The organism is Streptomyces sp. H51 (assembly GCF_035656535.1).
GTDB lineage: Bacteria > Actinomycetota > Actinomycetes > Streptomycetales > Streptomycetaceae > Streptomyces.
Genome location: NZ_JAYMHD010000079.1, coordinates 51,135 through 76,015 on the forward strand (window position 1 = coordinate 51,135; position 24,881 = coordinate 76,015).

The 24,881-nt window shown below is 71.6% G+C and carries 9 protein-coding genes; 6 read left to right on the plus strand and 3 right to left on the minus strand.

All coding sequences use genetic code 11. The features are described 5' to 3' along the window. Positions 1–272: 272 nt before the first annotated feature. The 3 genes from VKA29_RS30905 to VKA29_RS30915 all read left to right on the plus strand — a co-directional run bounded on the left by VKA29_RS30905 (position 273) and on the right by VKA29_RS30915 (position 17,484). Positions 273–5,333: a non-ribosomal peptide synthetase gene (locus VKA29_RS30905; RefSeq protein ID WP_324789308.1), complete on the plus strand. Its 5,061-nt coding sequence runs from the start codon at positions 273–275 to the stop codon at positions 5,331–5,333. After that, positions 5,330–17,152 (plus strand): non-ribosomal peptide synthetase/type I polyketide synthase, encoded by an 11,823-nt coding sequence (locus VKA29_RS30910; RefSeq protein WP_324789309.1) that lies wholly within the window; start codon positions 5,330–5,332, stop codon positions 17,150–17,152. The genes VKA29_RS30905 and VKA29_RS30910 overlap by 4 nt, the downstream gene beginning before the upstream one ends. Positions 17,153–17,262: 110 nt before the next feature. Then, a complete protein-coding gene (locus VKA29_RS30915; protein WP_324789310.1) occupies positions 17,263–17,484 on the plus strand; it encodes an MbtH family protein in 222 nt (73 codons plus the stop codon). A gap of 183 nt (positions 17,485–17,667) precedes the next feature. On the opposite strand, the gene VKA29_RS30920 is transcribed toward VKA29_RS30915, so the two are convergent. The 3 genes from VKA29_RS30920 to VKA29_RS30930 form a co-directional block, all read right to left on the minus strand. Further along, positions 17,668–18,573, minus strand: a complete 906-nt coding sequence (locus VKA29_RS30920) for a 3-hydroxybutyryl-CoA dehydrogenase (protein WP_324789377.1) — start codon at positions 18,571–18,573, stop codon at positions 17,668–17,670. A gap of 56 nt (positions 18,574–18,629) precedes the next feature. Beyond that, entirely contained in the window at positions 18,630–20,135 is a 1,506-nt protein-coding gene (locus VKA29_RS30925; protein ID WP_324789311.1) for an aldehyde dehydrogenase family protein, read from the minus strand. A 276-nt stretch (positions 20,136–20,411) separates the two neighbouring features. Continuing rightward, positions 20,412–21,932, minus strand: coding sequence for an APC family permease (locus VKA29_RS30930; RefSeq protein ID WP_324789312.1), 1,521 nt, complete (start codon positions 21,930–21,932; stop codon positions 20,412–20,414). A 151-nt stretch (positions 21,933–22,083) separates the two neighbouring features. On the opposite strand from VKA29_RS30930, the gene VKA29_RS30935 reads away from it, so the two are divergent. The 3 genes from VKA29_RS30935 (at position 22,084) to VKA29_RS30945 (ending at position 24,850) form a co-directional block, all read left to right on the plus strand. Next, positions 22,084–22,824, plus strand: a complete 741-nt coding sequence (locus tag VKA29_RS30935; protein WP_324789313.1) for a FadR/GntR family transcriptional regulator — start codon at positions 22,084–22,086, stop codon at positions 22,822–22,824. Next, on the plus strand, positions 22,821–23,567 hold the full coding sequence (locus VKA29_RS30940) for a cache domain-containing protein (protein ID WP_324789314.1): 747 nt from the start codon (positions 22,821–22,823) through the stop codon (positions 23,565–23,567). Before VKA29_RS30935 ends, VKA29_RS30940 begins: the two co-directional genes overlap by 4 nt. A gap of 80 nt (positions 23,568–23,647) precedes the next feature. Further along, entirely contained in the window at positions 23,648–24,850 is a 1,203-nt protein-coding gene (locus VKA29_RS30945) for a cytochrome P450 (RefSeq protein ID WP_324789315.1), read from the plus strand. Positions 24,851–24,881: the final 31 nt, after the last annotated feature.

The following is a 24,881-nucleotide window of genomic DNA, read 5'->3' on the forward strand; positions in this document are numbered from 1 at the left end:
GGCCGGCCGCTCATCCGGGGTCATGCCCACTCCCCCTGCCAGGAGTTGTCCCTCGGCGGTGGCCGTCGCCGCGGTCCGGGCCGGAGCACGTCGGGCGGGAGATCGGCCAGTGTGAGTAGTAATTACTGGTGACCTGCGTGCCGTGACTGATGAAAAGTGGGAAAGATCACTGACCTTGATCACGGACGCACACCGACGCCGGCTGCCGATCCGCCGGGACGCCCGTGGCTCGACCGCTGAGGCCAGTCGCAGTGTGCAGGGGGAGAGCGGGAATGGCATCAGGTACGGACGTCGTCTGCCGTTTCGTGCGTCGGGCGCGAAGCGCGCCCGACGCGACCGCGGTCGAGTGGTCCGACGGTGCGATCACCTACGCGGACCTGCTCGCCGGGGCGGACCGTCTCGCCGACGAGCTGCGCGACGCAGGGATCCGCGCCGAAGACGTGGTGGCGCTCGTGCTCGACCGCTCACCCCTGTTGGTGGTGGCCCAGTTGGCGGTCTGGCGCGCGGGAGCGTGCTTCGTGGTCCTCGATGCCTCCGCGCCCACGTATCGCCTCAACAGCCTGCTCCGGCAATCGGGGGCCGGGGCCGTGGTGGCCGTCTCCGGAAGCCGCCCGGACATCGACCATCCGACGATCCTGCGCGTCGGGCCGCCTTCCCCGGCGGCCGGCCGCGCGGCGCCCGTCGAGCCCCGGCAACGCCGTTGTCCTCATCCCGATCAGGGCGCCTACGTGGTGTACACCTCGGGCTCGACCGGTGCGCCCAAAGGCGTCCACATCCCGCACCGCGGCCTGGCCGGGCTGGTGGACTGGCACGAATCGGCCTTCGGTCTTTCCGCGCAGGACCGCACCGCGCTGATCGCCTCCCCGGCCTTCGACGCGAGCGTCTGGGAGATCTGGCCGACCCTGTGCGCGGGCGCCGTTCTCACCGTTCCCGACTCCGACGTGCGCGACTCGCTCACCCGGCTCCGGGACTGGCTCGTCCGCCGCTCGGTGACCGTCTGCTTCGCCCCCACGCCCATGGCCGAGGGCCTCATCGAGCTGGAGTGGCCCTCCGGCACGGCCATGCGCCTGCTGCTCACCGGAGGCGACCGGCTGACCCGGTTCCCTCCGGCCGACCTGCCCTTCCGGCTGGTCAACAACTACGGTCCGTCCGAATGCACCGTCGTGGCGACCTCCGGAACGGTGACCGTACCGTCCGCCGGGGAAGACCTGCCCGACATCGGGTCGGCCGTCGGCCGGACGGTCCTGCACGTGCTCGACGAACGGCTGAACCCGGTCCGGGACACCGAGGCGGGGGAGCTGTTCATCGGCGGCCCCGGCGTGGCCAGGGGCTATCTGGGCCGGCCCGATCTCACCGCCGGGCGTTTCCTCCCGGACCCGACCGGCACCGCGCCGGGTGCCCGCCTCTACCGGACGGGTGATCTGGTGCGCAGGAGGGAGGACGGCAGGCTGGAGTTCCTCGGCCGCACGGACCACCAGGTCAAGGTGCGCGGCTTTCGTATCGAACTCGGGGAGATCGAGGCCTGCCTGCTGGGCCACTCCCTGGTCCAGTCCGCCGTGGTGCAGGTGGCCGGGAGCGGTCCGTGGGCCGGCGAGCTGATCGCCCATGTGGTGACGGCGCCGGAAACGGACCTTCCGGCGAGCCGGCTGGAGGAGGTGCTCGGCGAACACCTGCGGACGCGGCTGCCCGCCTACATGGTGCCCCGCGCCCTCGTGCGGATGCCGGCGTTCCCGCTCACCTCCCAGGGCAAGATCGACCGCCGTGCGCTCCCCCTGCCGGAATCCGGCCCCCGGCAGGACCGTGAGCTCACCCCGCCGCGTACCGAGCGCGAACGGATCGTGTCGGACGTCTTCCAGCGCCACCTGGGCGGCAGGACGATCGGCGTCCACGACGACTTCCTCGCCCTGGGCGGCCAGTCGCTCGTGGCGATGCGCATCGCCGTGGAGCTGGAGTCCCTGCTCGAGGTGCCGGTGGCACCACGGACCGTTTTCGACAACCCCACCGTCGCCGCCCTGGCCGAGGCGCTCGACACGGCGGGCCCGGCCCCGTCGGCGAGCGTTCCGGTGCCCACGGCGACCCCCGACCCACTGCCGCTGTCCGATGCCCAGACGCGTGTCTGGTTCATGGAGAAGATGGCACCCGGAAGCGCCCAGTACGTGGTGCCGCTGGCCTTCGTGGTCACAGGGACTTTGCGACCCGAGGTCCTGGAACGGGCACTCGACATCCTCGTGCTCCGCCACGAGCCGCTGCACAGTCGTGTCACGGACGACGGATCCGGGCCGAAGACCTGGCGCGAGCCCCACCTCCGGGTGCCGTTGCGCCGGGTGGACCTGAGCGGCTGCGCCGAGCACGTCCGCCGCGCCCGGCTCGAAACCCTGCGCCGGGAGTCCGCACTGCCCTTCGAACCGGGCAGTGCCCCGATGCTGCGCTGCACGCTGGTCAGGCTCGGCGAAAGCCACCACGAACTGCTGATCGCGGTGCACCACATCGCCTTCGACGGCTGGTCCGTGCGCGTGCTGATGAGCGAACTCGCGGCGGCCTGCACCGCCCTCGCGGAGGGCCGGACTCCCGTACTGCCCGAACTGCACGTCCGGCACAGCGACATCACCATGTGGCAGCGCAGCCCCGGACAAGCAGAGCGGCTCACCTCGCAACTCGACCACTGGCGTGCGGTCTTCGCCACGCCGCCGCCCGCGCTGGAGCTGCCCGCCGACCGGCCGCGCAAGGACGCCGCCGCCCGGCCCGGCAGCAAGATGCGGCAACCGCTGCGACCGGAGCTGCTGCAAGCGGTCCGCACCTTGAGCGGGGACGTCGGCGTCACCCCGTTCGTGGTGTTCTTCACCGCCTACCAGCTGCTGCTGCACCGCTACAGCGGACAGACCGACATCACCACGGGTGTGCCGCTGGCCCAGCGGTCCACGCCCGAGTGCCGTCCGCTCATCGGCATGATGACCAACACGCTTCCCCTGCGCGTGGACCTCGGCGGTGACCCGACCTCGATCGAGCTGCTGCACCAGGTGCGGCGCACCGTCATGTTCGCCGCCGAACACGGCCAGGTCCCCCTGGAGCGGATCGTGAGCGCCGTCGACGTGGAGCGTGACGCGGTCACCAACCCCCTGTTCCAGACCCTGTTCGTCTACCAGGAGCCGGTGCCCGCGGTCGACGGACACGGACTGCGCATCGCCTACGAGGGAGAACTGGACAACGGCTGCGCCAAATTCGACCTGTCCCTCTACATCGACTTCCCCGAGTCCGGGCCGGCCCTGATCGCCGAGTACGACACCGACCTGTTCGACGCCGTCACCGTCGAGCGACTGCTGGACCACTACCAGACGCTTCTCGGGTCCCTCACCCGGGAACCGGGCGACCGGGTGTCCCGGCTCCCGCTGCTGGCGCCCGGAAGCGGCGACGCCGCTTCGGTGCGCGGACCGGAGACCGAGGCGCCACCCCTGCCTCTGCACACCCTCTTCGAACGGCAGGCCGCCGCGACACCCGACGCCCCCGCCGTCGAACACGGCGAGGCAGCCCTGACCTATCGCGAACTGGACGAACAGGCCAACAGACTCGCGCACCACCTCAGGCGGCTGGGCGCCGGACCCTCCACGCCGGTCGCGGTCTGCCTCGAACGATCCCTGGACCTGCCCCGGGCCGTCCTCGCGATCCTCAAGGCGGGAGCCGCCTATGTGCCCCTGGACCCCGACTACCCCCCGCCCAGGCTCGCCGCGGCCCTGACGGAATCGGCCGCTCCGCTGGTGGTCACCAGGCGTTCCGAGCGGGAGCGGATCCCCGCGGGGGAGCACCGGGTGGTCTGCCTCGACGAGGACGCACCGTCGATCGCGCGGGAACCGGCCTCCGCGCCCCGCTCCGGGGCGACCGCCGCGGACCTCGCCTACGTGCTGTTCACCTCCGGGTCGACCGGGACGCCCAAGGGCGTGGCCATGCCCCACCGAGCGGTCTCCAATCTCATCGACTGGCAGCGCACCGCCGGTGAGCTGGGAAGCGCCACCCGCACCCTCCAGTACTCCTCGCTGAGTTTCGACGTCTCCTGCCAGGAACTCTTCTCCACCTGGGCGGTCGGCGGCACTCTGGTCCTGGTCGACGACCACGTCCGGCGCGACTCCGGCGAACTGCTCCGGTTCCTGCGAAGGCACCGCATCGAACGGGTCTTCCTGCCTTTCGTCGCACTGCACCACCTGGCCGAGGCCTGGGAGCCCGGCATCCCGCTCCGGCTCAGGGAAGTGGTCACGGCCGGCGAACAGCTGCGGATCACCCCGCAGATGCGCGGCTTCTTCGCGGCCCTTCCCGGCAGTTCCCTGCACAACCACTACGGCCCCAGTGAGACCCACGTGGTGACGGCGCACATCCTGCGCGGCAGCCCGGCCCACTGGCCGGACATTCCGCCCATCGGACGTCCTGTGTCCGCGGTGACCGCCAGGGCCCTCGACGACGCCATGCGCCCGGTGCCGCACGGGGTGCCGGGGGAGCTGTGGCTGGGCGGACCGTGCCTGGCCGACGGCTACCTGAACAGGCCCGAACTGACCGCCGAGCGCTTTCTCGCACTGAGCACCGGAGAACGCCTCTACCGCACCGGCGACCGGGTCAGGATCCTGCGCGACGGCACGATCGAGTTCCTCGGCCGGACGGACGACCAGGTCAAGATCCGCGGCCACCGGGTGGAACCGGCGGAGGTCGAGGCGGCCCTGTCCCGGCTGGACGACGTACGTGCCGTGGCCGTCGCCGCCCGCGGCGGCGACGGGGCACAGTACCTGTGCGCCTATGTCGTCCCCCAGCACCCGGTCCACGAGGACGACCGCCGACGACTGGCCGACCGGTACCGTGACGAACTCTCCGGCCGGCTGCCCGATTACCTGGTGCCGCAGGCTTTCGTCCTCCTCGACGCGCTGCCGCTGACCCCGTCGGGCAAGGTGGACCGCAGGGCCCTGCCGGAACCGGAACCGCTGCGCGGCGGCGCGGCGTCCTCACCACCGCGCGACGCCTTGGAGACCGTGATCGCCCAGGCATGGGCGGACACACTGAAACTCGACGGCGTGGGCCGGGAGGACCACTTCTTCCGCCTCGGCGGGCACTCACTGGTCGCCACGCGCATCACATCCCACCTGCGCGAGGCGCTCGGCGTCGCGGTGGCGCTCAGGACCCTCTTCCTGAACCCCACCCTGGCAGCCTTCGCCCGCGCACTGCGCGAGCAGCACGGCACCGACATCGATCTGGCAGCGGAGGAATACCTCCTGATCACCGGCCTCTCCGACGACGAGGCCGAGGCCATGCTGCAGGCCGCACTCAGCGGAAACGAGCACGAGGACAGCACCGAATGAGCGATTTCACCGCGCGGCGTCCCCTGACGGACCAGCAGCGCCGCCTGCTGATGGCACGCCGCAGGAAGGCGGCCGCCGACGCCGCCATCGCGCCCCGCGCCGGCGCGGCGTCCACGGCCAGGATGTCCCTCGAACAGCAGAGGCTGTGGTACCTGGACCGCCTGACACCCGGAAGCAGCCTCTACCTGCTGCCGTCCGTCTTCCGGCTCACCGGGCCGCTGGACGTCCGGGCGATGGAGACGGCGTTCGACTGGCTGATACGGCGGCACGCATCGCTGCGCACCGCCTTCCGCGCCGACGGGGCCGCCTACCACCAGGTGATCCGCGAGGCGGAACCCTTCACCCTCGCCGTGACGGACCTGTCGCCGCTGGACGAGGAGACCGCCCGGGCCCGGCTGGCCGAGCACCTCGCGGCAGAGGCCACCACGCCCATGGACCTGTCCCGCGGCGGCCTCCTGCGCGCCCGCCTGCTGCGCATGGGCCCGCAGGAGCACGTCCTGCTGCTGACCCTGCATCACATCGTCGCGGACGAGTGGTCGCTGCAGATCCTGCACCGCGAACTGGGCGCCGCCTACAGCAGCTTCGTCCAGGGCCGCGAGCCCGGCCTGGAGCCGCTGACCATCCAGTACGCCGACTTCGCCGAGTGGCAGCACGAGTGGGCCTCGGGCGAGGAACACGGCAGCCACCTCGACTACTGGAGAGGTGCCCTGCGAGGCGCCCCCGCCAGCACCGAACTGCCCACCGACCGTCCCCGTCCCACGGTCGCCTCCGACCACGGCACGAGCCTGCCGTTCCGCCTGGACATCGAGGCCGGCGCCTTCGACGCGCTGTGCCGGCGCACCGACGCCACTCCGTACACGGTGCTGCTCTCCGCGTTCCTGGTGCTGACGGCCCGTTACAGCGGACGCGAGGACCTGGTCGTCACCACGCCGACTGCCAACCGGGAACGGCCCGAGGTACAGGACCTCATCGGGTTCTTCACCAACACCCTGCCCATCCGGGCGGACCTGTCGGGGCGCCCCGGCTTCGACGAGGTGGTGTCCCGGGTACGCCACACCCTCCTCGACGCCTACGCCCACCAGGCACTGCCCTTCGACAGCCTGGTGCGGGCGGTGCAGCCGGACCGGAGCCCGGGCCGGCACCCGTTCAGCCAGCTGATGTTCCTCTTCCAGTCGCAGGACGACGGGTCCCCGGACTTCGAGGGGCTGAGTGTCGGCGCGATGGACCTGCCCCGGCCGACGGCGAAGTTCGACCTGACCATGGCGGTCCGCCGGACCGCCGACGGGCTCGAAGGACTGCTGGAGTACAGCAGCGAGTTGTTCGAGGAGTCGACCGTACGGGGCTTCCTCGCCCACTACGACCGGCTCCTGACAGCCGCCGTGGACGCCCCGGCGACGAACGTGTGGGAGCTGCCCGTCCTGCCCGCCGACGAGATCGGGGCGTTGCTCTCGGCGGCCCGCGGCGAGCGGGTCGAGAGGCAGCCCCTCCTCGTGCACGAGCTCTTCGACGCCACGGCGGCGGCCCGGCCGGACGCCGTCGCCGTCAGCGACGCCGCCGGGACCCTGACCTACCGTGAGCTCGCCGAGCGCTCGGAAACCTGGGCCGGAGCCCTTCGCGCCCACGGGGTGGCACCCGGTGACCTGGTCGGAGTGTGCCTGGACCGGGGCATCGACCTGCCGGTGGCCCTGCTCGCGGTGCTCAAGGCGGGAGCCGCCTATGTCCCGCTCGACCCGGCCTACCCCGCCGGGAGACTGTCCTACATCCTGCGGGACACCCGGGCCCGTGTGGTGGTCTCCGGCCCGGAGGCCGCCCACCGCCTCGCGGACGACCGGATCCGGGTACTGACCGCGGACGACCTGAGCGGCGGCGGCCCCGAAGACCTCCCGGACACGCGCGGTGTCCTCCGCGACGACCTGGCCTACGTCATCCACACCTCCGGCTCGACCGGACGCCCCAAGGGCGTCATGGTCACGCACGGGGGAGTGGTCAACTACCTCCTGTGGGCCAAGGACTTCTACGATGTGCGCCCCGAGGACACCGTCCCCGTCCACTCCTCCTTCGCCTTCGACCTGACCGTCACCAGCCTGCTCGTCCCGCTCGTCGCCGGAGCGGCGGTGAGGATGCTGCCGCCGACGGCCGGTGCGGCCGATCTCGGCGAGACGCTGCGGGCCGCCCCCCACGGCCTGGTGAAGATCACCCCGGCGCACCTGGACATCGTCAACCGCCAGATACCGCCGGCCGAGGCCGCCGGCCGGGCGAAGGTCTTCGTCATCGGCGGAGAGGACCTGCGGGCCCAGCAGATCGCGTTCTGGCGCGCGCACGCGCCCGCCACCCGCCTGATCAACGAGTACGGGCCCACCGAGACGGTCGTCGGGTGCGCCGTCCACGAAGTGTCACCCGGCTCCCCGCACGACGGCTCCGTCCCCATCGGGCGCCCGATCGCCAACACCACCCTCCACGTACTCGACGCGTACCTGCAGCCGGTACCCCCGGGCGTGGTGGGCGAGTTGTACATCGGCGGCCAGGGCGTGGCCCGGGGCTATCTCCACCAGCCCGCCCTCACGGCGGAGCGTTTCGTCCCGGACCCCTTCGGAGCGCCGGGAGGCAGGCTCTACCGCACCGGTGACCTCGCCAGGCGGCTGCCCACCGGAGACCTGCAGTACCTGGGCCGTCGCGACCACCAGGTCAAGGTCCGGGGCTTCCGCATCGAACTCGGTGAGATCGAGGCGGCGCTGGCCGGGCTCGCCCAGGTAGGGGACGCGGTGGTCGCGCTGCGCGAGGACCGGGCCGGCGACAGGCGGCTGGTGGCCTACGTGACCGCTCGGGCCGCCGCCGGCGAACCCACCGCGGAGAACTCACCGCCGGACCCCGAAGCGGTGCGCGCGGCGCTCGCCGCCATCGTGCCCGAGCACATGGTCCCCTCGGCGGTCGTCCTGCTGGACGAACTGCCGCTGACCGTCAACGGCAAGGTGGACCGGGAGGCCCTGCCGGCGCCCGGGACCGCACAGCCGGCCGAACGCCCGGGCGACGCCTCCGCCGCCACCGAGAGCTCCCTGGAGCGCACCGTCGCGGCGGCGTGGTGCACGGTCCTCGGCCGCGACACCGTCGGACCGCGGGAGAACTTCTTCGAGGCCGGCGGGCATTCGCTGCTGCTGCTGCAACTGCACACCGTGCTCCAGGAGCGGTTCCCCTCCCTCACGGTCACCGATCTCTTCCGCTTCCCCACGGTGCGCGGTCTGGCCCGGCACCTCGCCGCCGCGGACGGGACGTCCGGCGCACCGCGGCCGGCCCACGCCCAGGAGCCTGCGAAGCCCGCGGCCGAGGGTGAGGCCGTCGCCGTCATCGGCATGGCCTGCCGCTTCCCCGACGCGCCCGACGTCGAGACCTTCTGGCGCAACATCCGCGAGGGCGCGGAGGCGGTGCACCCCTTCACCGACGAGGAGATCCTCGCCGACGGCGGTGATCCCGAGGAACTCGCCCACCCCGACTACGTGAAGGCCGGGACGCTGCTGGAGGGAATCGACCGGTTCGACGCCTCCCTGTTCGGCTTCACACCGCGTGAGGCGCAGATCCTGGACCCCCAGCACCGCTTGTTCCTGCGAGCCTGCTGGGAGGCACTGGAGCACGCCGGCCGCGCCCCCGGCGAGGTCCCGGCCGCCGTCGGCGTGTTCGCCGGCGCCGGACGCAGCAGTTACCTGATGGAGAACCTGCTGTCCCAGCCCGAGCTGGTCCGGTCGGTCGGCGACTACCAGATCGCCCTGAGCACCGAGAAGGACTTCCTGGCCACACGCGCCTCCTACGCACTGGACCTGCGCGGCCCCAGCGTCAGCGTCAGCACCGCCTGCTCGACCTCGCTGGTCGCCGTCCACATGGCGCGGCGCAGTCTGCTCGCCGGGGAGTGCGACATCGCACTGGCCGGCGGGGCGAGCATCGAGGCGGCGCAGCGTCGCGGTTACCTGTACCAGCCCGGCGGCATCGCGTCCCCGGACGGCCACTGCCGTCCCTTCGACGCCGACGCCAAGGGCACCGTCGGCTCCAGCGGCGTGGGCGTCGTCGTCCTCAAGCGCCTTCGCGAGGCCCTCGCCGACGGCGACACCGTGTACGCCGTCATCCGGGGTTCGGCCGTCAACAACGACGGCACGGGCAAGGTCGGATACACCGCGCCCTCGGTCGGCGGACAGACCGAGGTGATCAGCAGGGCACTGGCCGAGGCGGGCGTCTCGGCACGGACCGTCGGCTACGTCGAAGCCCACGGCACGGCCACGACGCTGGGCGACCCGATCGAGGTCGAGGCCCTGACCGAGGCCTACCGGGCGCACACGCCGGACACCCGGTTCTGCGCCCTGGGGTCGGTGAAGTCCAACATCGGCCACACCGACACCGCGGCCGGCATCGCCGGCCTGATCAAGACGGTACTCGCGCTCAGGAACAAGGTGCTTCCCGCCAGCTTGAACTACCGTTCGCCCAACCCCGGGATCGACTTCGCGAACAGCCCGTTCTACGTGAACGCCGAGCGGCAGCCGTGGCCGGAGAGCACCACGCCGCGGCGCGCCGGCGTCAGCTCCTTCGGCATGGGCGGCACCAACGCGCACGTCGTCCTGGAGGAGGCACCGGTCCTGCCGCCGGCGCCCTCCGGGCACGAAGCTCCCGTACCCGAACTGCTGACCCTGTCGGCGGCCACCCCCACGGCCCTCGACGCGGCCTGCGCGCGCATGGCCGACTTCCTCGCGGGGGACACGGACGCCTCCCTGCGCGACATCGCCGCCACGCTCCGCACCGGCCGCCGTCAGCTGGCCCACCGGCGGATCCTGGTGGCCCGCGACCGGGCCGACGCGCACCAGGCACTGCGGACGCGTTCCGGCAGGATCCACACCGCCAGGGCCGACCGTCCGGCGAACGGCGTCGCCCTGCTCTTCCCCGGGCAGGGCTCCCAGTACGTCTCGATGGGCAGCGGCCTGTACACGCACGACCCGGTGTACCGGCGCACGGTGGACGACTGCGCGGAGATCCTCCGCCCGCTGCTCGGCCTGGACCTGCGCACCCTGCTGGGACCGGCCGTCGAGGACCCCCCGCGGGCGCGGCGGCGGCTGCGGCAGACCCGGCTCACCCAGCCGGCCCTGTTCACCGTCGAGTACGCCGTGGCCCGGACACTGCTCGAACGGGGTGTCCGTCCGGTCGCCATGGCCGGCCACAGTGTGGGCGAGTATGTCGCGGCCTGCCTGGCCGGCGTCTTCTCGCTGGAGGACGGGCTGCGGCTGGTCGCCGCCCGGGGGTCCCTGATGCAGGACCTCCCCACGGGCGTCATGGCCGCCGTCCCGCTGCCGGAGGCCGAGGTGCGGGCGATGCTGGGGCCCGAGGTGTCTCTCGCCGCGGTCAACACGGCGGACAGCTGCGTCGTGGCGGGGCCGGACGAGGCGGTGCGCGCATTGCGCGAGGAACTCGCCGGCAAGGGAGTCGAGACGAGGGAACTGCAGACCTCGCACGCCTTCCACTCGGCGATGACGGCCCCCGCGGCCACCGCCTTCGAGAAGGTGGCGGGCACCGTGGACCTGCGGCCGCCGGCCCTGCGGTACCTCTCCAACGTCACCGGCACCTGGATCACCGCCGAGCAGGCCACGGACCCCGCCTACTGGGCCTCCCAACTGCGTGAGACGGTCCGCTTCGCCGACTGCGCCCGCCTGATCACCGAATCCGGGGCGGTCGCCGCGGAGGCCGGGCCCGGCAGCACTCTCACGCGACTGGTCAAACGCCAGGGCCTGGACCCGGCGTGCGCCGTCGCCCTGATGCCCCGTGAGAACGAGGCACACCGGGACGACCACGTCCACTTCCTCGAGGGCGTCGGCAGGCTGTGGCTGGCCGGTGCTCCGGTCGACTGGAACGCCTTCGGCGCGGGGATCCCGGCCCGCCGCGTCGCGCTGCCCACCTACCCCTTCGACGAGCAGTCGTACTGGGTGCCCGCCCGGCGCACCACCCGTGTCCCGGGGGGAGCCGGCCTGCCGGTGCCCTCCGCACCCGGGGACGAATCCGCCGGTGAGGCCGAGGCGGGTCCGGACGCGCCCGAAGAAGGCGCGGTGCGGCGGCCCGGCGTCGCCACCGAGTACACCGCACCGCGCTCCGAGGCCGAGAAGGCCGTCACCGCCGTGTGGGAGGACCTGCTCGGCATCGCGCCCGTGGGCGTGCACGACGACTTCTTCGACCTCGGCGGCCACTCCCTGATGGCCACGCAGCTCGCGGCGCGCCTGCGCTCCGCCTGCGGCATGGACGTGTCGCTGGACATGCTCTTCGACGAGCCGACCATCGCCGGCCTGGTCGCCCGGTACGGCCCGCCGGCCGGGCAGCCGGAACCCGTGCTGCCCGGCACCCTCCCGGTCCCGGCCGCCGAGGGGCACGACGGCCCCGTCCCGCTGTCCTTCGTGCAACGCCGCCTGTGGTTCCTCGACCACGTGCACGCCGACTCGGGTGCCGCGTACGCCATCGCGGCCGGCGTCCGGCTGCGCGGGAAACTCGATCTCGCCGTCATGGGCGCGGCCCTCGACGAACTCGTCCGGCGGCACGAGGCTCTGCGCACCGTCTTCCCGGCCCCCGAAGGCGAACCCGTACAGCTGGTACGCGAGGCGGAAGGAGTGCGGCTCCCGCTGATCGACGCGGAGGGCGCCACCGCGCAGGAGCGTGAGACGGACGCCCTGCGCCTGCTGCGGGAGCTCGGCCGCGCCCCCTTCGACCTGGAACACGGCCCGCTGTTCCGGCCGTCGGTGGTCAGGCTGGAGGAGGACGACCACATCCTGATCCTCGCCATGCACCACATCGTCTCCGACGGCTGGTCGCTCTCCGTCATCGGCCGGGAACTCGGCAGTCTCTACACCGCCTTCCTCGCGGGCGAACCCTCGCCCCTCCGGGAACTGCCGATCCAGTACCGGGACCACACCCTGTGGGAACGCCGGCACGTAGCCGAGTCCGGCAGCGCCGACCTCGCGTACTGGACCCGGCGTCTGGAGGGCGCCCCGCCCAGCCTCGACCTCCCCACCGACCGGCCGCGGCCCCAGGTGCAGACCTTCGACGGGGCGGTCGTATCGCGCATCCTGCCCGCCACGCTCACCGCCGGTCTGCGGCAGCTGAGCCGCGCGCACGGGGCCACGCTCTACATGACCCTGCTCGGCCTGTTCCAGGCCGTACTGTTCCGCTGGTCCGGTCAGCGCGACATCTGCGTGGGCTCCCCGGTGGCCGGGCGCACCCGCGCCGAGCAGGAGGACATGGTCGGCCTGTTCCTCAACACGCTCGTGCTGCGCTCGACGCTGCACGGCAGACAGCCCTTCGGGGAACTGCTCGACCAGGTGCGAGCCACCGCCCGGGAGGCGTTCGCCCACCAGGCGCTGCCCTTCGAGCGGGTGGTGGAGGCGCTCCGCCTGCCCCGCGACCTGAGCCGCAATCCGCTCTTCCAGGTCATGTTCAACCTGCTCAACCTGCCGGAGAAGGAACTGCGCGTACCGGGCGCCGAAGCCGAGTGGCTCTCGCTCGACCTGCACACCGCCCAGGTGGACCTCGCCCTCTACGTCTACGAGCGCGGTGACGTCCTGGACTGCCGGCTGGAGTACAACACCGACCTGTTCGAGGCGGACACCGCCGAGCGGCTGCTCACCCATCTGGCGAACCTGGCCGAGGCCTTCACCACGGACTCCGGCACCGCCCTGCGGGACGCCGCCCTGCTCAGCCCGGCGGAACTGCGACAGCAACTCGTCGAATGGCAGCCGGCTCCGCATCCGAACCCGTCCGCGCTGCTGCACGAACTGGTCGAGGACCGGGCGGACCGCACCCCCGACGCCACGGCCGTCAGCCACGGCCGCCGTTCCCTGACCTACCGGCAGCTCGACGAGCGTGCCGACCGGATCGCCCACTGGCTCATCGCCCAGGGCATCGAACCCGACACACCGGTCGGCGTGGCACTGGAAAGGTCGGTCGACCTTCCCGCCGTACTGCTGGGCGTGCTCAAGGCCGGCGGCGCCTACGTCCCGCTGGACCCGGCCTACCCCGAGGAGCGCCGCTCCTACATCCTCGGTCACTCGGCGGCGGCAGCCGTCATCACCCAGTCCTCCCTCGCGGCGGACCTGGAGGCTTTCGGCGGCCCCGTACTCGTCGTGGACGCGGACGGCGACGCGGACGGTCCCACCGGACCGGACACCGGCAGACCGCACACCGCCCTCAGCCCGGAGAACCTCGCGTACCTCCTGTACACCTCGGGGTCGACCGGAAAGCCCAAGGGCGTCCGGGTGACCCACCGCTCGGTGGTGAACCTGATCCGCTCCCTGCAGACCGAGCCGGGCATCACCTCGTCGGACGTGCTGACGTCCGTCACCACCTTCGCGTTCGACATCTCGGTCTTCGAGCTGTTCGGTCCCCTGACGGTGGGCGCGCGGGTGGTCCTCGCCGACCGGGACGACGTGCAGGACGCCGAACGGCTGGCGTCCGTCGTCGACGCCGCGGGCACCACGATCCTGCAGGCCACGCCCGCGACCTGGAAGCTGCTGGTCGCCGCCGGCTGGCGGGGACGCCCAGGGCTGAGGGTGATCACCGGCGGCGAACCGCTGCCGCGTGAACTGGCCGCCGCGCTGCACGAGCGGGTGGCCGAGGTGTGGAACATGTACGGCCCCACCGAGACCACGATCTACTCCACCGGCATCCGCGTCGACGCCGGCGACGACATCACCATCGGCAGGCCGATCCGCAACACCCGCGCCTACGTACTGGACCGGTCCCTGCGGCCCGTCCCCCTCGGCGTGGTCGGCGAGCTGTTCATCGCGGGTGACGGCCTGGCCCGCGACTACGCGGGACAGCCGTCCGCCACGGCGGCCGCGTTCCTCCCGGACCCCTTCGCCTCCGTCCCCGGTGCCCGGATGTACCGCACCGGCGACCTGGCACGGCTGCGCAAGGACGGCCGTATCGAGCTGCTGGGCCGCACCGACTCCCAGGTGAAGGTGCGCGGCTTCCGCATCGAGCTGGGAGAGGTCGAGCAGGCGCTCACCGAACACGAGTCGGTGCGCGACGTCGCCGTCGTCGTCCGCGAGGAGACGGGCGAGAAGAACCTGGTGGCGTACGCCACCCTGCGGCCCGGCGCCGCGCAGCCCGACCTCGCCGCGTGGCGGTCCTTCCTGCGCCGCAGGCTGCCGGACTACATGGTCCCCTCCGCCTTCGTGGTCATGCCGGTCATGCCGCTGACCCCCAACGGCAAGATCGACCGGCGCGCCCTGCCCGCCCCCACCACCACCCAGCGGGAGTCCCTCGGCACCGCGCCGCGCACTCCCCTGGAGACGGCGCTGACCCGGCGGTGGGCAGAGATCCTCGGCGTCGAATCCGTCGGCATCGACGAGAACTTCTTCGATCTCGGAGGGGACTCCTTCAAGGCCGTCCTCGCCGTCAAGGCGGCACGCGAACACGGCGTGGACACCAGCGTGCTCGACCTGTTCCGCAACCCCACCGTCCAGGCCCTGACCTCCGGCGACGCCACCGGGCGGGAGGACCGGCCGCAGGGCCTGCTGCACCGGCTCACCCCGCCGGACAGGAAGGCCGAACGCTCCCTGGTCTGCGTTCCCTTCGCCGGCGGCGGCGCCATCACCTACCAGGCACTGGCGGCAGCCATGCCGCAGGACGCCGAACTGTGGGCCCTGGAGCCGCCCGGGCACGACATCAACCGGCCCGAGGAACCCCAGCTTCCGCTGCTGGAGGTCGCCCGGCGCTGCGCCGACGCGGTCAAGGAGCAGGTACGGGGCAGCATCACGCTGTACGGGCACTGCATGGGAGGGGCCACCACCATGGCGGTCGCCCGCTTCCTCGAGGACGACGGCGTGCCCGTCGACCGGATCGTCATCGGCGGGCACTTCCCCGCGCCCCGGCTGCCGGGGAAGCTGTCGCGCTGGGCGCGCCGGGTCTTCCCCATGGAGCGCTGGACCTCCCGTCGCCAGGCACTGGACTTCCTGCGCGCCATGGGCTTCTTCACCGATGTCCTCGACGAGCGGGAGAAGGACTTCCTCATGCGGGTCTTCCTCAGGGACACGCAGGAGGGCGAGGACTACTACTCCGCCGTCTACCAGGACGCCGGCTTCACCGCGCTCAAGACGCCCATCGACTGCGTCGTCGGCGACCGGGACCGGGCCACGGAGCTCTACCAGGAACGGGTGAGCGAGTGGCACCACTTCTCCGACCAGGTGCGCCTCCACGTGATCGAGGGAGCGGGTCACTACTTCCAGAAGCACCAGGCGGCCGAACTGGTGGAGATCGTCGCGCCACCGCGCACGGCGGGAACACGGCCGGACCGGGCCGCCGACGGTGAACCGCCGGTTCCCGGCGCGGACGGGCCCGCGCAGGCCGGGGAGGACCCCGCCATCCCGGCCCGTACCCCGGACGCGGTGCCGGACCGGGCGCCCGCCCGCACGCCACGGCTGCTCACTCCACCGGAAGGCGTGAACGTCCCACCGCCGCGGACCGCTCCCTCCCTGCGGTCCTTCGGGCTGATCGCGGCCGGACAGGCCGCCTCCCTGATCGGGACCGCGCTGACGAGCTTCGCCCTGGGCCTGTGGGTGTACCAGCGCACCGCCTCGGTCTCACTGTTCGCCCTGGTGTCGATGATGGCGCTGGTGCCCGCGGTGGTGCTGGCACCGGTCGCCGGTGCCGTCGCCGACCGGTTCTCCCGGCGGACGGTCATGGCCCTGGCGGACACCGCCGCCGCCTGCGGAACCCTCGGACTCGGCGTACTGCTGTGGACGGGCCGGCTCGAACTCTGGCACGTCTACGCCGCGGTCACCGTCGGGGCCGTGGCCAACGCCTTCCAGCAACCCGCGTACGCCGCGGCCATCACCCAGCTGGTTCCCAAGCGGTACTACGGCAAGGCCAACGGCATCGCCCAACTGGGCACCGCGGGCGCCACGATCCTCGGCCCGCTGTTCGGCGGGGCGCTGGCCGCCGCCATCGGTCTGCGCGGCGTGGTCCTGATCGACCTCGCCACCTTCGCCATCGGCGTCACGGCCACCCTGACGGTCCACTTCCCCGCCGCCCTGTACAACAAGCGCGAGGAGTCGTTCGGCAGGGAGGTCCTCGGAGGATGGCGCTACATCGTCAAGCGCCGGGGCCTGGTCGCGATCATCACCGTCACGGCTGTGCTCAACTTCCTGTTCGGCATGGTCGAAGTCCTCGCCACCCCCTTGGTCCTGTCCTTCGGCAGTGCCGCCACTCTGGGCGTGGTACTGGCCGCGAGCGGCGCCGGTCTGCTGGCCGGCGGCCTGATCATGTCGATCTGGGGCGGCTTCGTCCGCAGAACCACCGGAATCATCGGGGCCATGGGCCTCATCGGGGTCTCGATGCTCGTGATCGGTCTTCGTCCGCATCCGGTGTTCCCGGCTCTGGGCCTGTTCGGAATGGGCCTGGCCACCGCTCTGCTGAACACGCACTGGCTCTCTCTGGTCCAGGCGAAGGTGGGCCTGGAACTGCAGGGCCGCGTCGTCGCCACGACCCTGATGTGCAGCTGGGCCATGGTGCCGGCCGGGTTCCTGGCCGCCGGACCGCTCGCCGAGCGGGTCTTCGAACCGCTGCTCGCTCCGTCCGGCGCACTCGCCGGCTCCATCGGCAGGCTGATCGGAACCGGAGAGGGCAGGGGTGTCGCCCTGCTGGCGATCACCGCGGGCGTCTGCGCGCTGCTGCTGTCCCTGACGGCTTACCGGTACGAGCGGATCCGTCTCCTGGAGGACCAGCTGCCCGACGCGATCCCGGACCCGGTCATCAGCGGGAGCAAGGACGAGTTGCAGGCCGAGGCCGACCGACGGCTGGCAGTCTGACGCACCGCCGGCCGGGGCGCCGCCCGAGCGGCGCCCCGGCCCGGCGGCGAAGAGGAAACGGCAAACATGCCACAAGGTGTGGTGCGACAACGTGCTGGAGGTAGGTCGAGATGAACAGCGTGGAGCACGAGGAAGAATTCGCCGTGGTGGTGAACGGCGAACAGCAGTACTCGGTGTGGCCGGCTCACCGTGAGGTCCCCGACGGCTGGGAACGGGAAGGCACCGTGGGTCCGAAGGACACGTGCCTGGCGCACATCAGCCGCGTATGGACAGACATGCGCCCGCTGAGCCTGCGGCACGCGATGGACGGTCGGCCGCCGAAGAACGTGTGACCCCGAGCGGCCGGAGCACCCGCCCCCGATCCGGCCCCCGCTCCGGACCGTCGGGGCCGGATGCCACCGACGGGCCTTCGCCCGTCGGTGGCACAGGGGCGGGCACACGTGCTCCCGAGGGCGAGGCGGCGCGATGCCGGGAACTTCCCCGACGGGGACGACGACGTTCCTGGCGGTACCCCTTCAACGGGTGTAGTCGTGGAATCCGCGGCCGGACTTCTTTCCGAGCAGCCCCGCTTCGACCATGCGGAGCAGGAGGGGCGGCGGCGAGTGCAGAGGCTCCTTGAACTCCGCGTACATGGAGTCGGCGATGGCCTTGAGGGTGTCGAGGCCGATCAGGTCGGCCAGCCGCAGCGGGCCCATCGGATGAGCGCAGCCCAGGACCATGCCGTTGTCGATGTCATCGGCGGAGCTGAAGCCCGACTCGAACATGCGGATGGCCGAGAGGAGATACGGCACGAGGAGGGCGTTGACGACGAAGCCGGCGCGGTCCTGGGAGCCGATCACCTTCTTCCCGAGCGCACCGGTGACGAAGTGCGCCGCCCGGTGCCGTGTCTGACTGCTCGTCAGGAGCGAGGGCACCAGTTCCACCAGCTCCAGCACCGGCACCGGATTGAAGAAGTGGATGCCGATCACCTGGTCGGGGCGTCGGGTGGCCCCTCCGAGCTTCATGATCGGAACGGAGGAGGTGTTGGAGGCCAGAATGGCGTCCGGACGTACCACGACCTTGTCCAGGGCGGCGAAGACGTCCGTCTTCGCCTGCTCGTTCTCCACGATCGCCTCGATGACCGCGTCGCGGTCCGCCATGTCGGACAGGTCCGTGGTGAACCGGATCCGGTCGAGGGCGGCGTCGCGATCGGCCCCGTCGAGCTTGCCGCGCCGGACAGCGCGGTCGAGCGAGGCGACGACTCGTTGCCGGCCGGCGGCCGCGGCCTCGCCGTCGACCTCCTGGACCATGACGTCCAATCCGGCTCGGGCGCACACCTCCGCGATCCCGCCGCCCATCAGTCCCGAGCCGACGACTCCGACACGGCGGATGTCGTCGCCTCGCTGGGGACGTACGGCGGACCCCGGGCCCGTCGTTGTCACGGTGGCCGGATCCCCGGCCTTGACCACGGCGGTGCCGGACAGCGGCCGGGTGCCGCTCACCGGTCACCCCCGGAGGCACGCAGGTAGACGGTCTTGGTCCGGGTGAAGAACTCGAGGGCCGCGCGCCCCTGTTCCTTCGGCCCGTAGCCGCTGTGCTTCGCTCCGCCGAACGGCACATGGGGCTCGGCGCCGGCGGTCTCGGAGTTGATGTGCAGTATGCCGACGTCGACCTCGTCGACGGCCTGGCTGACAGCCCTGAAGTCATCGGTGAACACGGCGGCGGACAGCCCGAATTCACTGTCGTTGACGAGATCGAAGGCATGTCGCGCATCACGCGCACGGCGGACCGCCAGCACCGGACCGAACAGCTCCTCGCGCCACAGCTCGTCATCGCCAGCCAGTTCGACCACCGTGGGCCGCAGGAACGCGCCCGTCGCCCGGTCGTCGTCGTAGGGGCGTCCTCCGGTGAGGAGCTCGACGCCGGGCCGGGCCGCGCCCGCGTCCACCGCCCGCTGGATCTCGTCCCGCGCCTGGAGCGACACGACGGGCCCCATCTCGGTCCTCTCCTCGAGCGGGTCTCCCACCCGCAGGTCCGCCACCCGCTTGGTGAGCAGATCGAGGAACTCGTCGGCCACCGAGTCCTCCACGACGAGGCGTGACGTCGCCGTGCACTTCTGGCCCGTGGAGCGGAAGGCACCCGCCACCACCTCCGCCGCCGCCAGGTCATGGTCGGCGCTCGCCAGCACGACGGCCGCGTTCTTGCCCCCCATCTCCGTCTGGATCGGTCGCGCCAGTCGGCCGCACGACGCGATCAGGCCCCGGCCGATGGCCGTCGACCCGGTGAACGTGACCGCGTCGACTCCGGGGTGCTCCGCCAGGCGGCCGCCCAGTGCGCCACCACTGATGAGCAGCGACAGGACGCCCTCCGGCAACCCGGCTTCGACCAGGGCCTCGGCGAGGCGCAGGGCCAGCAGGGGGACCGCGCTGGCCGGCTTCCACACCACGACGTTGCCGTAACCGAGGGCAGGCGCGATCTTCCAGGCGGGGATGGCGATCGGGAAGTTGAACGGGGTCACCACGGCCACCACGCCGACCGGGCGCCGGATCACCTGGATCTGCTCACCCGCACGGGAGGAGGCGAACACCTCGCCGACCGGGCGGAGCGCTTCACCGGCGTAGTAGCGGAAGATGTCGGCCGCGCGCCGCACCTCCGCGATGCCTTCCGCACGGGTCTTGCCCTCTTCCCACGCCAGTTCCTCGCCCCACTGCTCGGCGTGCGCGTCCAGGACGTCAGCGGTCCGGTGGAGGATCCGGCCGCGTACGGGATGCGGCGTCGCCGCCCACTTGGGGAAGGCCTCGCGAGCGGTGGTGACGGCCCGGTCGAGGTCGTGCTCCCGGGCGAGCTGCCCCACGGCCACGGTCTCGCCGGGCCGTGCCGGGTTCGTGTCGACGATCTCCGCGCCGTCGCCCGGCTGCCAGGTGCCGGCGATGAGGTGGCGCAGGGTCCGGGGCGCCCGGGCGGTTCCTCCTGCGGGTGAGGCATCGCTCGCGCTGTGCGGCATGGCCTTCCTTTCCCTGTGGCCGCCGCTCCGCGCGCCGGCACACCTGTGGTGCTCGTTGATCTGACGTGGCGGCCATTCTGGGAAACGGCCGGGTGGTCACGCACTCGACGAAATGGCGTGGCCTTCCGGTCCCGGGCACGCCGATCCGTCGATCGCGCGGCCGGAGGCGGCGCTTCGCTCGGGTGCCGGCATCCCGCGCACGGTCCTGGGGGTGCCGACAGGAAAGGGGCGGGGATCCGAGGATCCCCGCCCCTTTCCGTTTCTCCGGCTCCACGGTCAGCTCTTCACCGGAACCTTCGGAATCGCGTCGTCGTACGGCGCGGTGCTGCGGTCGTGGAGCGGGTGCACCGCCATGTACACCAGGCCGACGCCGATCACGACGACCCCGGACAGCGCCACGATCCAGTTGTCGTACCAGGGGGCGTCCGGTGTGCGGGGCCATGCCATGTTGACCATGGCGGCGATGCCGTAGACGAGGGCCGCGACGTTCACCGGCAGGCCCCACCGCCCCAGGGTGTACTTGCCGTTCGGCACCCAGCCCTTGAGCCGGGCGCGGAGCGCGGCCAGCACCACCATCTGGAAGCCGATGTAGATGCCCAGTGCGGCGAAACTGATGATCTTCGTGATCGCGTCGGTGGAGAACTTCGAGCCGAGGACGATCGCGGCCGGCACCAGGGCGGCGAGGATCAGCGCGTACGGCGGTACGTGCTTGGTCTGGGAGAACTTCTTGAGCAGCGAGCTGCCGATGATCATCCCGTCACGGCCGTAGGAGTAGGCCAGCCGGCTGGCCGCCGCCTGCAGGCTCATGGCGCAGGAGAGGAAGGAGAGCAGGACCACGACGAGTACGATGCGGGCGCCGACGGTACCGAACGCCTGGTTGAGCACAGTGCTCACCGGGTCGGCGTCCTTCCCGGAGATGACGGCCGTGAAGTCCGTGACCGACAGGATCAGGGCGAGGCAGACGAAGGTCGCCGCGGCGCCGCCGATGTAGATGGTGCGGCGCATCGCCTTCGGGATCAGCCGACCCGGGTCGGGAACCTCTTCGGCCACGTCTCCGCATGCCTCGAAGCCGTAGTACTGGAAGACGCCGATCAGCGCGGCGGCCGCGAACGCGGGAAGGTAACTGCCGCTGCCTCCGGCGCCGAAGCTGTCGAACAGGACCCCGAGGTTGTGCTCGCGGTGTGCGATCAGCAGCCAGCCGCCGACCGCGAGGGCGCCGAGGATCTCGGCGGCGAATCCGATCAGCGCGGCCATGGCGAGCACCTTGGTGCCCAGGAAGTTGATCACGGTGGCCAGGCCCAGCAGGACGAGCGCGCACACGATGGTGGTGTTCACCGTGGGCTCGAAGCCGAAGGCGACCGCGATGTAGGGTCCGGCTCCGTAGACGACCGAGGCGATCGTGACCAGGAGCGCGACCATGTAGACCCAGCCCGTCATCCATGCGTACCGGCGCCCCCAGAGCCGGCGAGCCCATGGGTAGACTCCGCCTGCGACGGGGAACTGCGCGACCACCTCGCTGAAGACGAGCGCCACCATGAGCTGGCCGACGCCGACGACCAGGAAGCTCCAGATCATCGGCGGGCCGCCCTGGGCGAGGGCGTACGCGAAGAGCGTGTAGACACCGACCACCGGCGACAGGTAGGTGAACCCGAGCGAGAAATTCGCCCAGGGGCTCATGTCCCGCTTGAACTCGGACTTGTAGCCAAGGGCGTGGAGATGGGCGGCGTCGTCGTGGTGGTGGTGATCGGACTGGGGGGAGCCGTCGGACTCCGCAGATGGTGACGTCGTACTGGTCATCCGGTCTTCCTCTGATTCGGACACGGCCGCAACTCACGCTGCGGGTTTCGCGGAAACCTATAGTTCTAGTTGTTAAGCGTCAAGCGTTGAGTGAGGCCGATCGACTACATTGGGCGCGCCCGGATCGCCGGGGGTGAAAGGAGGCCGGTAGATGTCCGCACTCGCTGCGCTTCTCGGGTCCTCGACAGGGGTCGGCCGGGCCCAGGAGGTCGTCCAGCGGATAACCGAGGCGATCTACCTCGGCCTGCTGAGCGATGGGGAGAAGCTGCCCGTGGAGGTCCAGCTCGCGGCCCAGTTCAACGTCGCGCCGATGACGGTGCGCGAGGCGCTGTCCGAACTGCGTGAGCAGGGCCTGGTCGAGACGAAGCGGGGACGCAGCGGTGGTTCGTTCGTCCGGCACCCCAAGGCGCCGCCGGTCGAGCCGCAGCGCCAGCGCCTGGCCGCGATGACGATTTCGGGGCTGCGCGACATCGTAGACGAACATCTGGCCGTGGCCGGCCGGTCGGCGCAGCTCGCCGCCGAGCGCGCCTCGGCGGTCAACGTCCGCCGGCTGTTCGGCCTGACCGAGCAGCTTCGCACGGCGGACAACCTCGGTGACCGCATCCGGGCCGACTGCCGCTTCCACATCGAGCTGGCGGTGGCCGCGCAGTCCCCCCGCCTGACCCGGCTGGAGGCGAACCTCCAGGCAGAGGTGTCCGGTCTGCTCTGGCTGCCCATCGGCCCCGAGATCGATCTGGACGCGGTGGTGGAGGAACATCACGCGATCGCGACCGCGGTCGTGTCCGAGAACGGTGACGAGGCCCGACGGCTCACCGAAGAGCACGTGGCGGGCAATCTTCGCAGGCTCACCGCCCTCCACCTCCTGCAGATCGAGGAAGGAGCGCAGCTGTGAACGCAAAGCTGCCCGGCCCCGACGCCGCCACCCTGGCTCGCACCGCCTCCGACGTGCTCGAGCCGGTGTTCGCCAGGCTCTCCCGGATCGCCGACGCCGTCGTCGAGAGCCGTCCGCCGCGCGGCGGCTGGTCCGAGGCCCACCTCGCGAAGGTGCAGAAGCTGCTGGTCGAGCTGGTCGCCGAGGACCGTCTCGCGGTCGGCTACGGCTTCGCCGCCGCTCCCGGGCAGATCGACGGCCAGGACCGGTACATCGCCTGGTGGCAGCGGCAGGGGGAGCGGGTGGTCCGGCTGCGGCTGAACTTCGATCCGATGAGCGTCGACGTCTACGACTACCTCCAGATGGAGTGGTTCCAGCTCGCCCGGCAGCCGCGCGGCCGGGTCGCGTACGGGCCGTACGTCGACTACTCCGGCTCCGAGCTGTACGTCGTGACCGCGGCCGTCCCGATCGTCGCGGACGGCGATTTCCTCGGCGTCGCGGGCGTGGATCTGTCGGTCGGCGATCTCGAACGCAGGTTGATCGCCGTGCTGCGCGGCGCGCGCACCGAGGCGGTCCTCGTCAACGCCGAGCGCCGGGTGGTCGCAGCGAACACGCCGCGCTGGGTGATCGGCGCGCGGCTCCCGCAGATGCCGGCGCCTTCGGGGTCCGCGGCCCTGAGTCCCTTCGTCGACGTGGCGGAGCTGCCGCTGGGCACGGGCTGGGTGCTGGCCCTCGCCGAGTCGGAGGCGCCGGCGAATCGATGACGGCGAGGCCTTGACAATTAAAAACTCTAAATCCAGGGTATTGAGCCACGCAGCTGGCCCGAGATCCCTGGAGGTTGTCCATGCCGACCCTCGCCCCCGGTTCCCCTCCCGTCCTGGACGTCGCCGACCCGTCCTTCTCGATCACCTCTGAGGAGGTCCACGCCGCTCGCGAACGCAGTTGGTACGCCACGACGCCGTACGGGATCGCGGTCCTGCGCTACGACGAGATGAGCAGGCTGCTCAAGCACCCCAAGCTCCGCCAGGGCAGTGTCGCCTGGCCGGCGCACAACGGGGTCACCGAGGGCCCGTTCGCGCAGTGGTGGGCGAGCTGGATCCTGAACAAGGAGGGCGCCGAGCACCACCGGCTGCGGCGGCTGATGAACCCCGCGTTCTCGCCCAAGCTGATCGGCGGACTCGTGCCGCGGTTCCAGGCGCTCGCCGCCGAACTGGTCGACGGCTTCGCCCGGCCCGGCGAATGCGAGTTCGTCTCCGAGTTCGCCGAGCCGTACGCGGCCCGGGTCATCGCGATCATGCTCGGCCTGCCCGAGGAGGAGTGGCCGGTCATCGCCCGCGAGTCGGCCACCATCGGACTCGCCATGGGTGTGACGCTCCGCGAGGACCTGCCCAGGATTGAGGCGGCGCTCGCCCGGCTCCACGACTACTGCGACGCGCTGATCGCGGATCGCCGGGCCAACCCGCGCGAGGACTTCGTCACCGCGCTGGTGAAGGCGTCCCGCGCCGAGGACGGCCGGCTCAGCGACGCCGAACTGCGCGACAGCATGGTGCTGTTGATCTTCGGAGGCTTCGACACCACCCGCAACCAGCTCGGCTTGGCGATGCAGACCTTCAGCCGCCACCTCGACCAGTGGGACCTGCTGGCCGAGCGTCCCGAACTCGGCGGCAAGGCCGTCGAGGAGGTCATGCGGGTGAACCCGACCGTCCGCTGGGTCACTCGCGAGGTGCTCGAGGACTTCACCTTCGAAGGCCTCGACATGACCGCCGGGACCACGGTGCATCTCTACAGCGAGTCGGCCGGAACCGACCCGCGGGTCTTCCCCGGCACATTCGACATCACCGCAGAGCGCAAGCCGCACTTCGGTTTCGGCGGTGGCGCGCACCACTGCCTGGGGCACTTCGTCGCCCGCTCCGACATGAGCGAGGCGCTGCCGCTGCTGGCCCGCCGGATGCGCGACATCCGGATCCTGCCCGGCGCGACGTGGATGCCCGACTCGGGCAACACCGGCCCGGTGCGCCTGCCCATCGGCTTCACCCGCGCCTCCTGACCACACCCACCCCCCGATCCGCCGCTCCAAG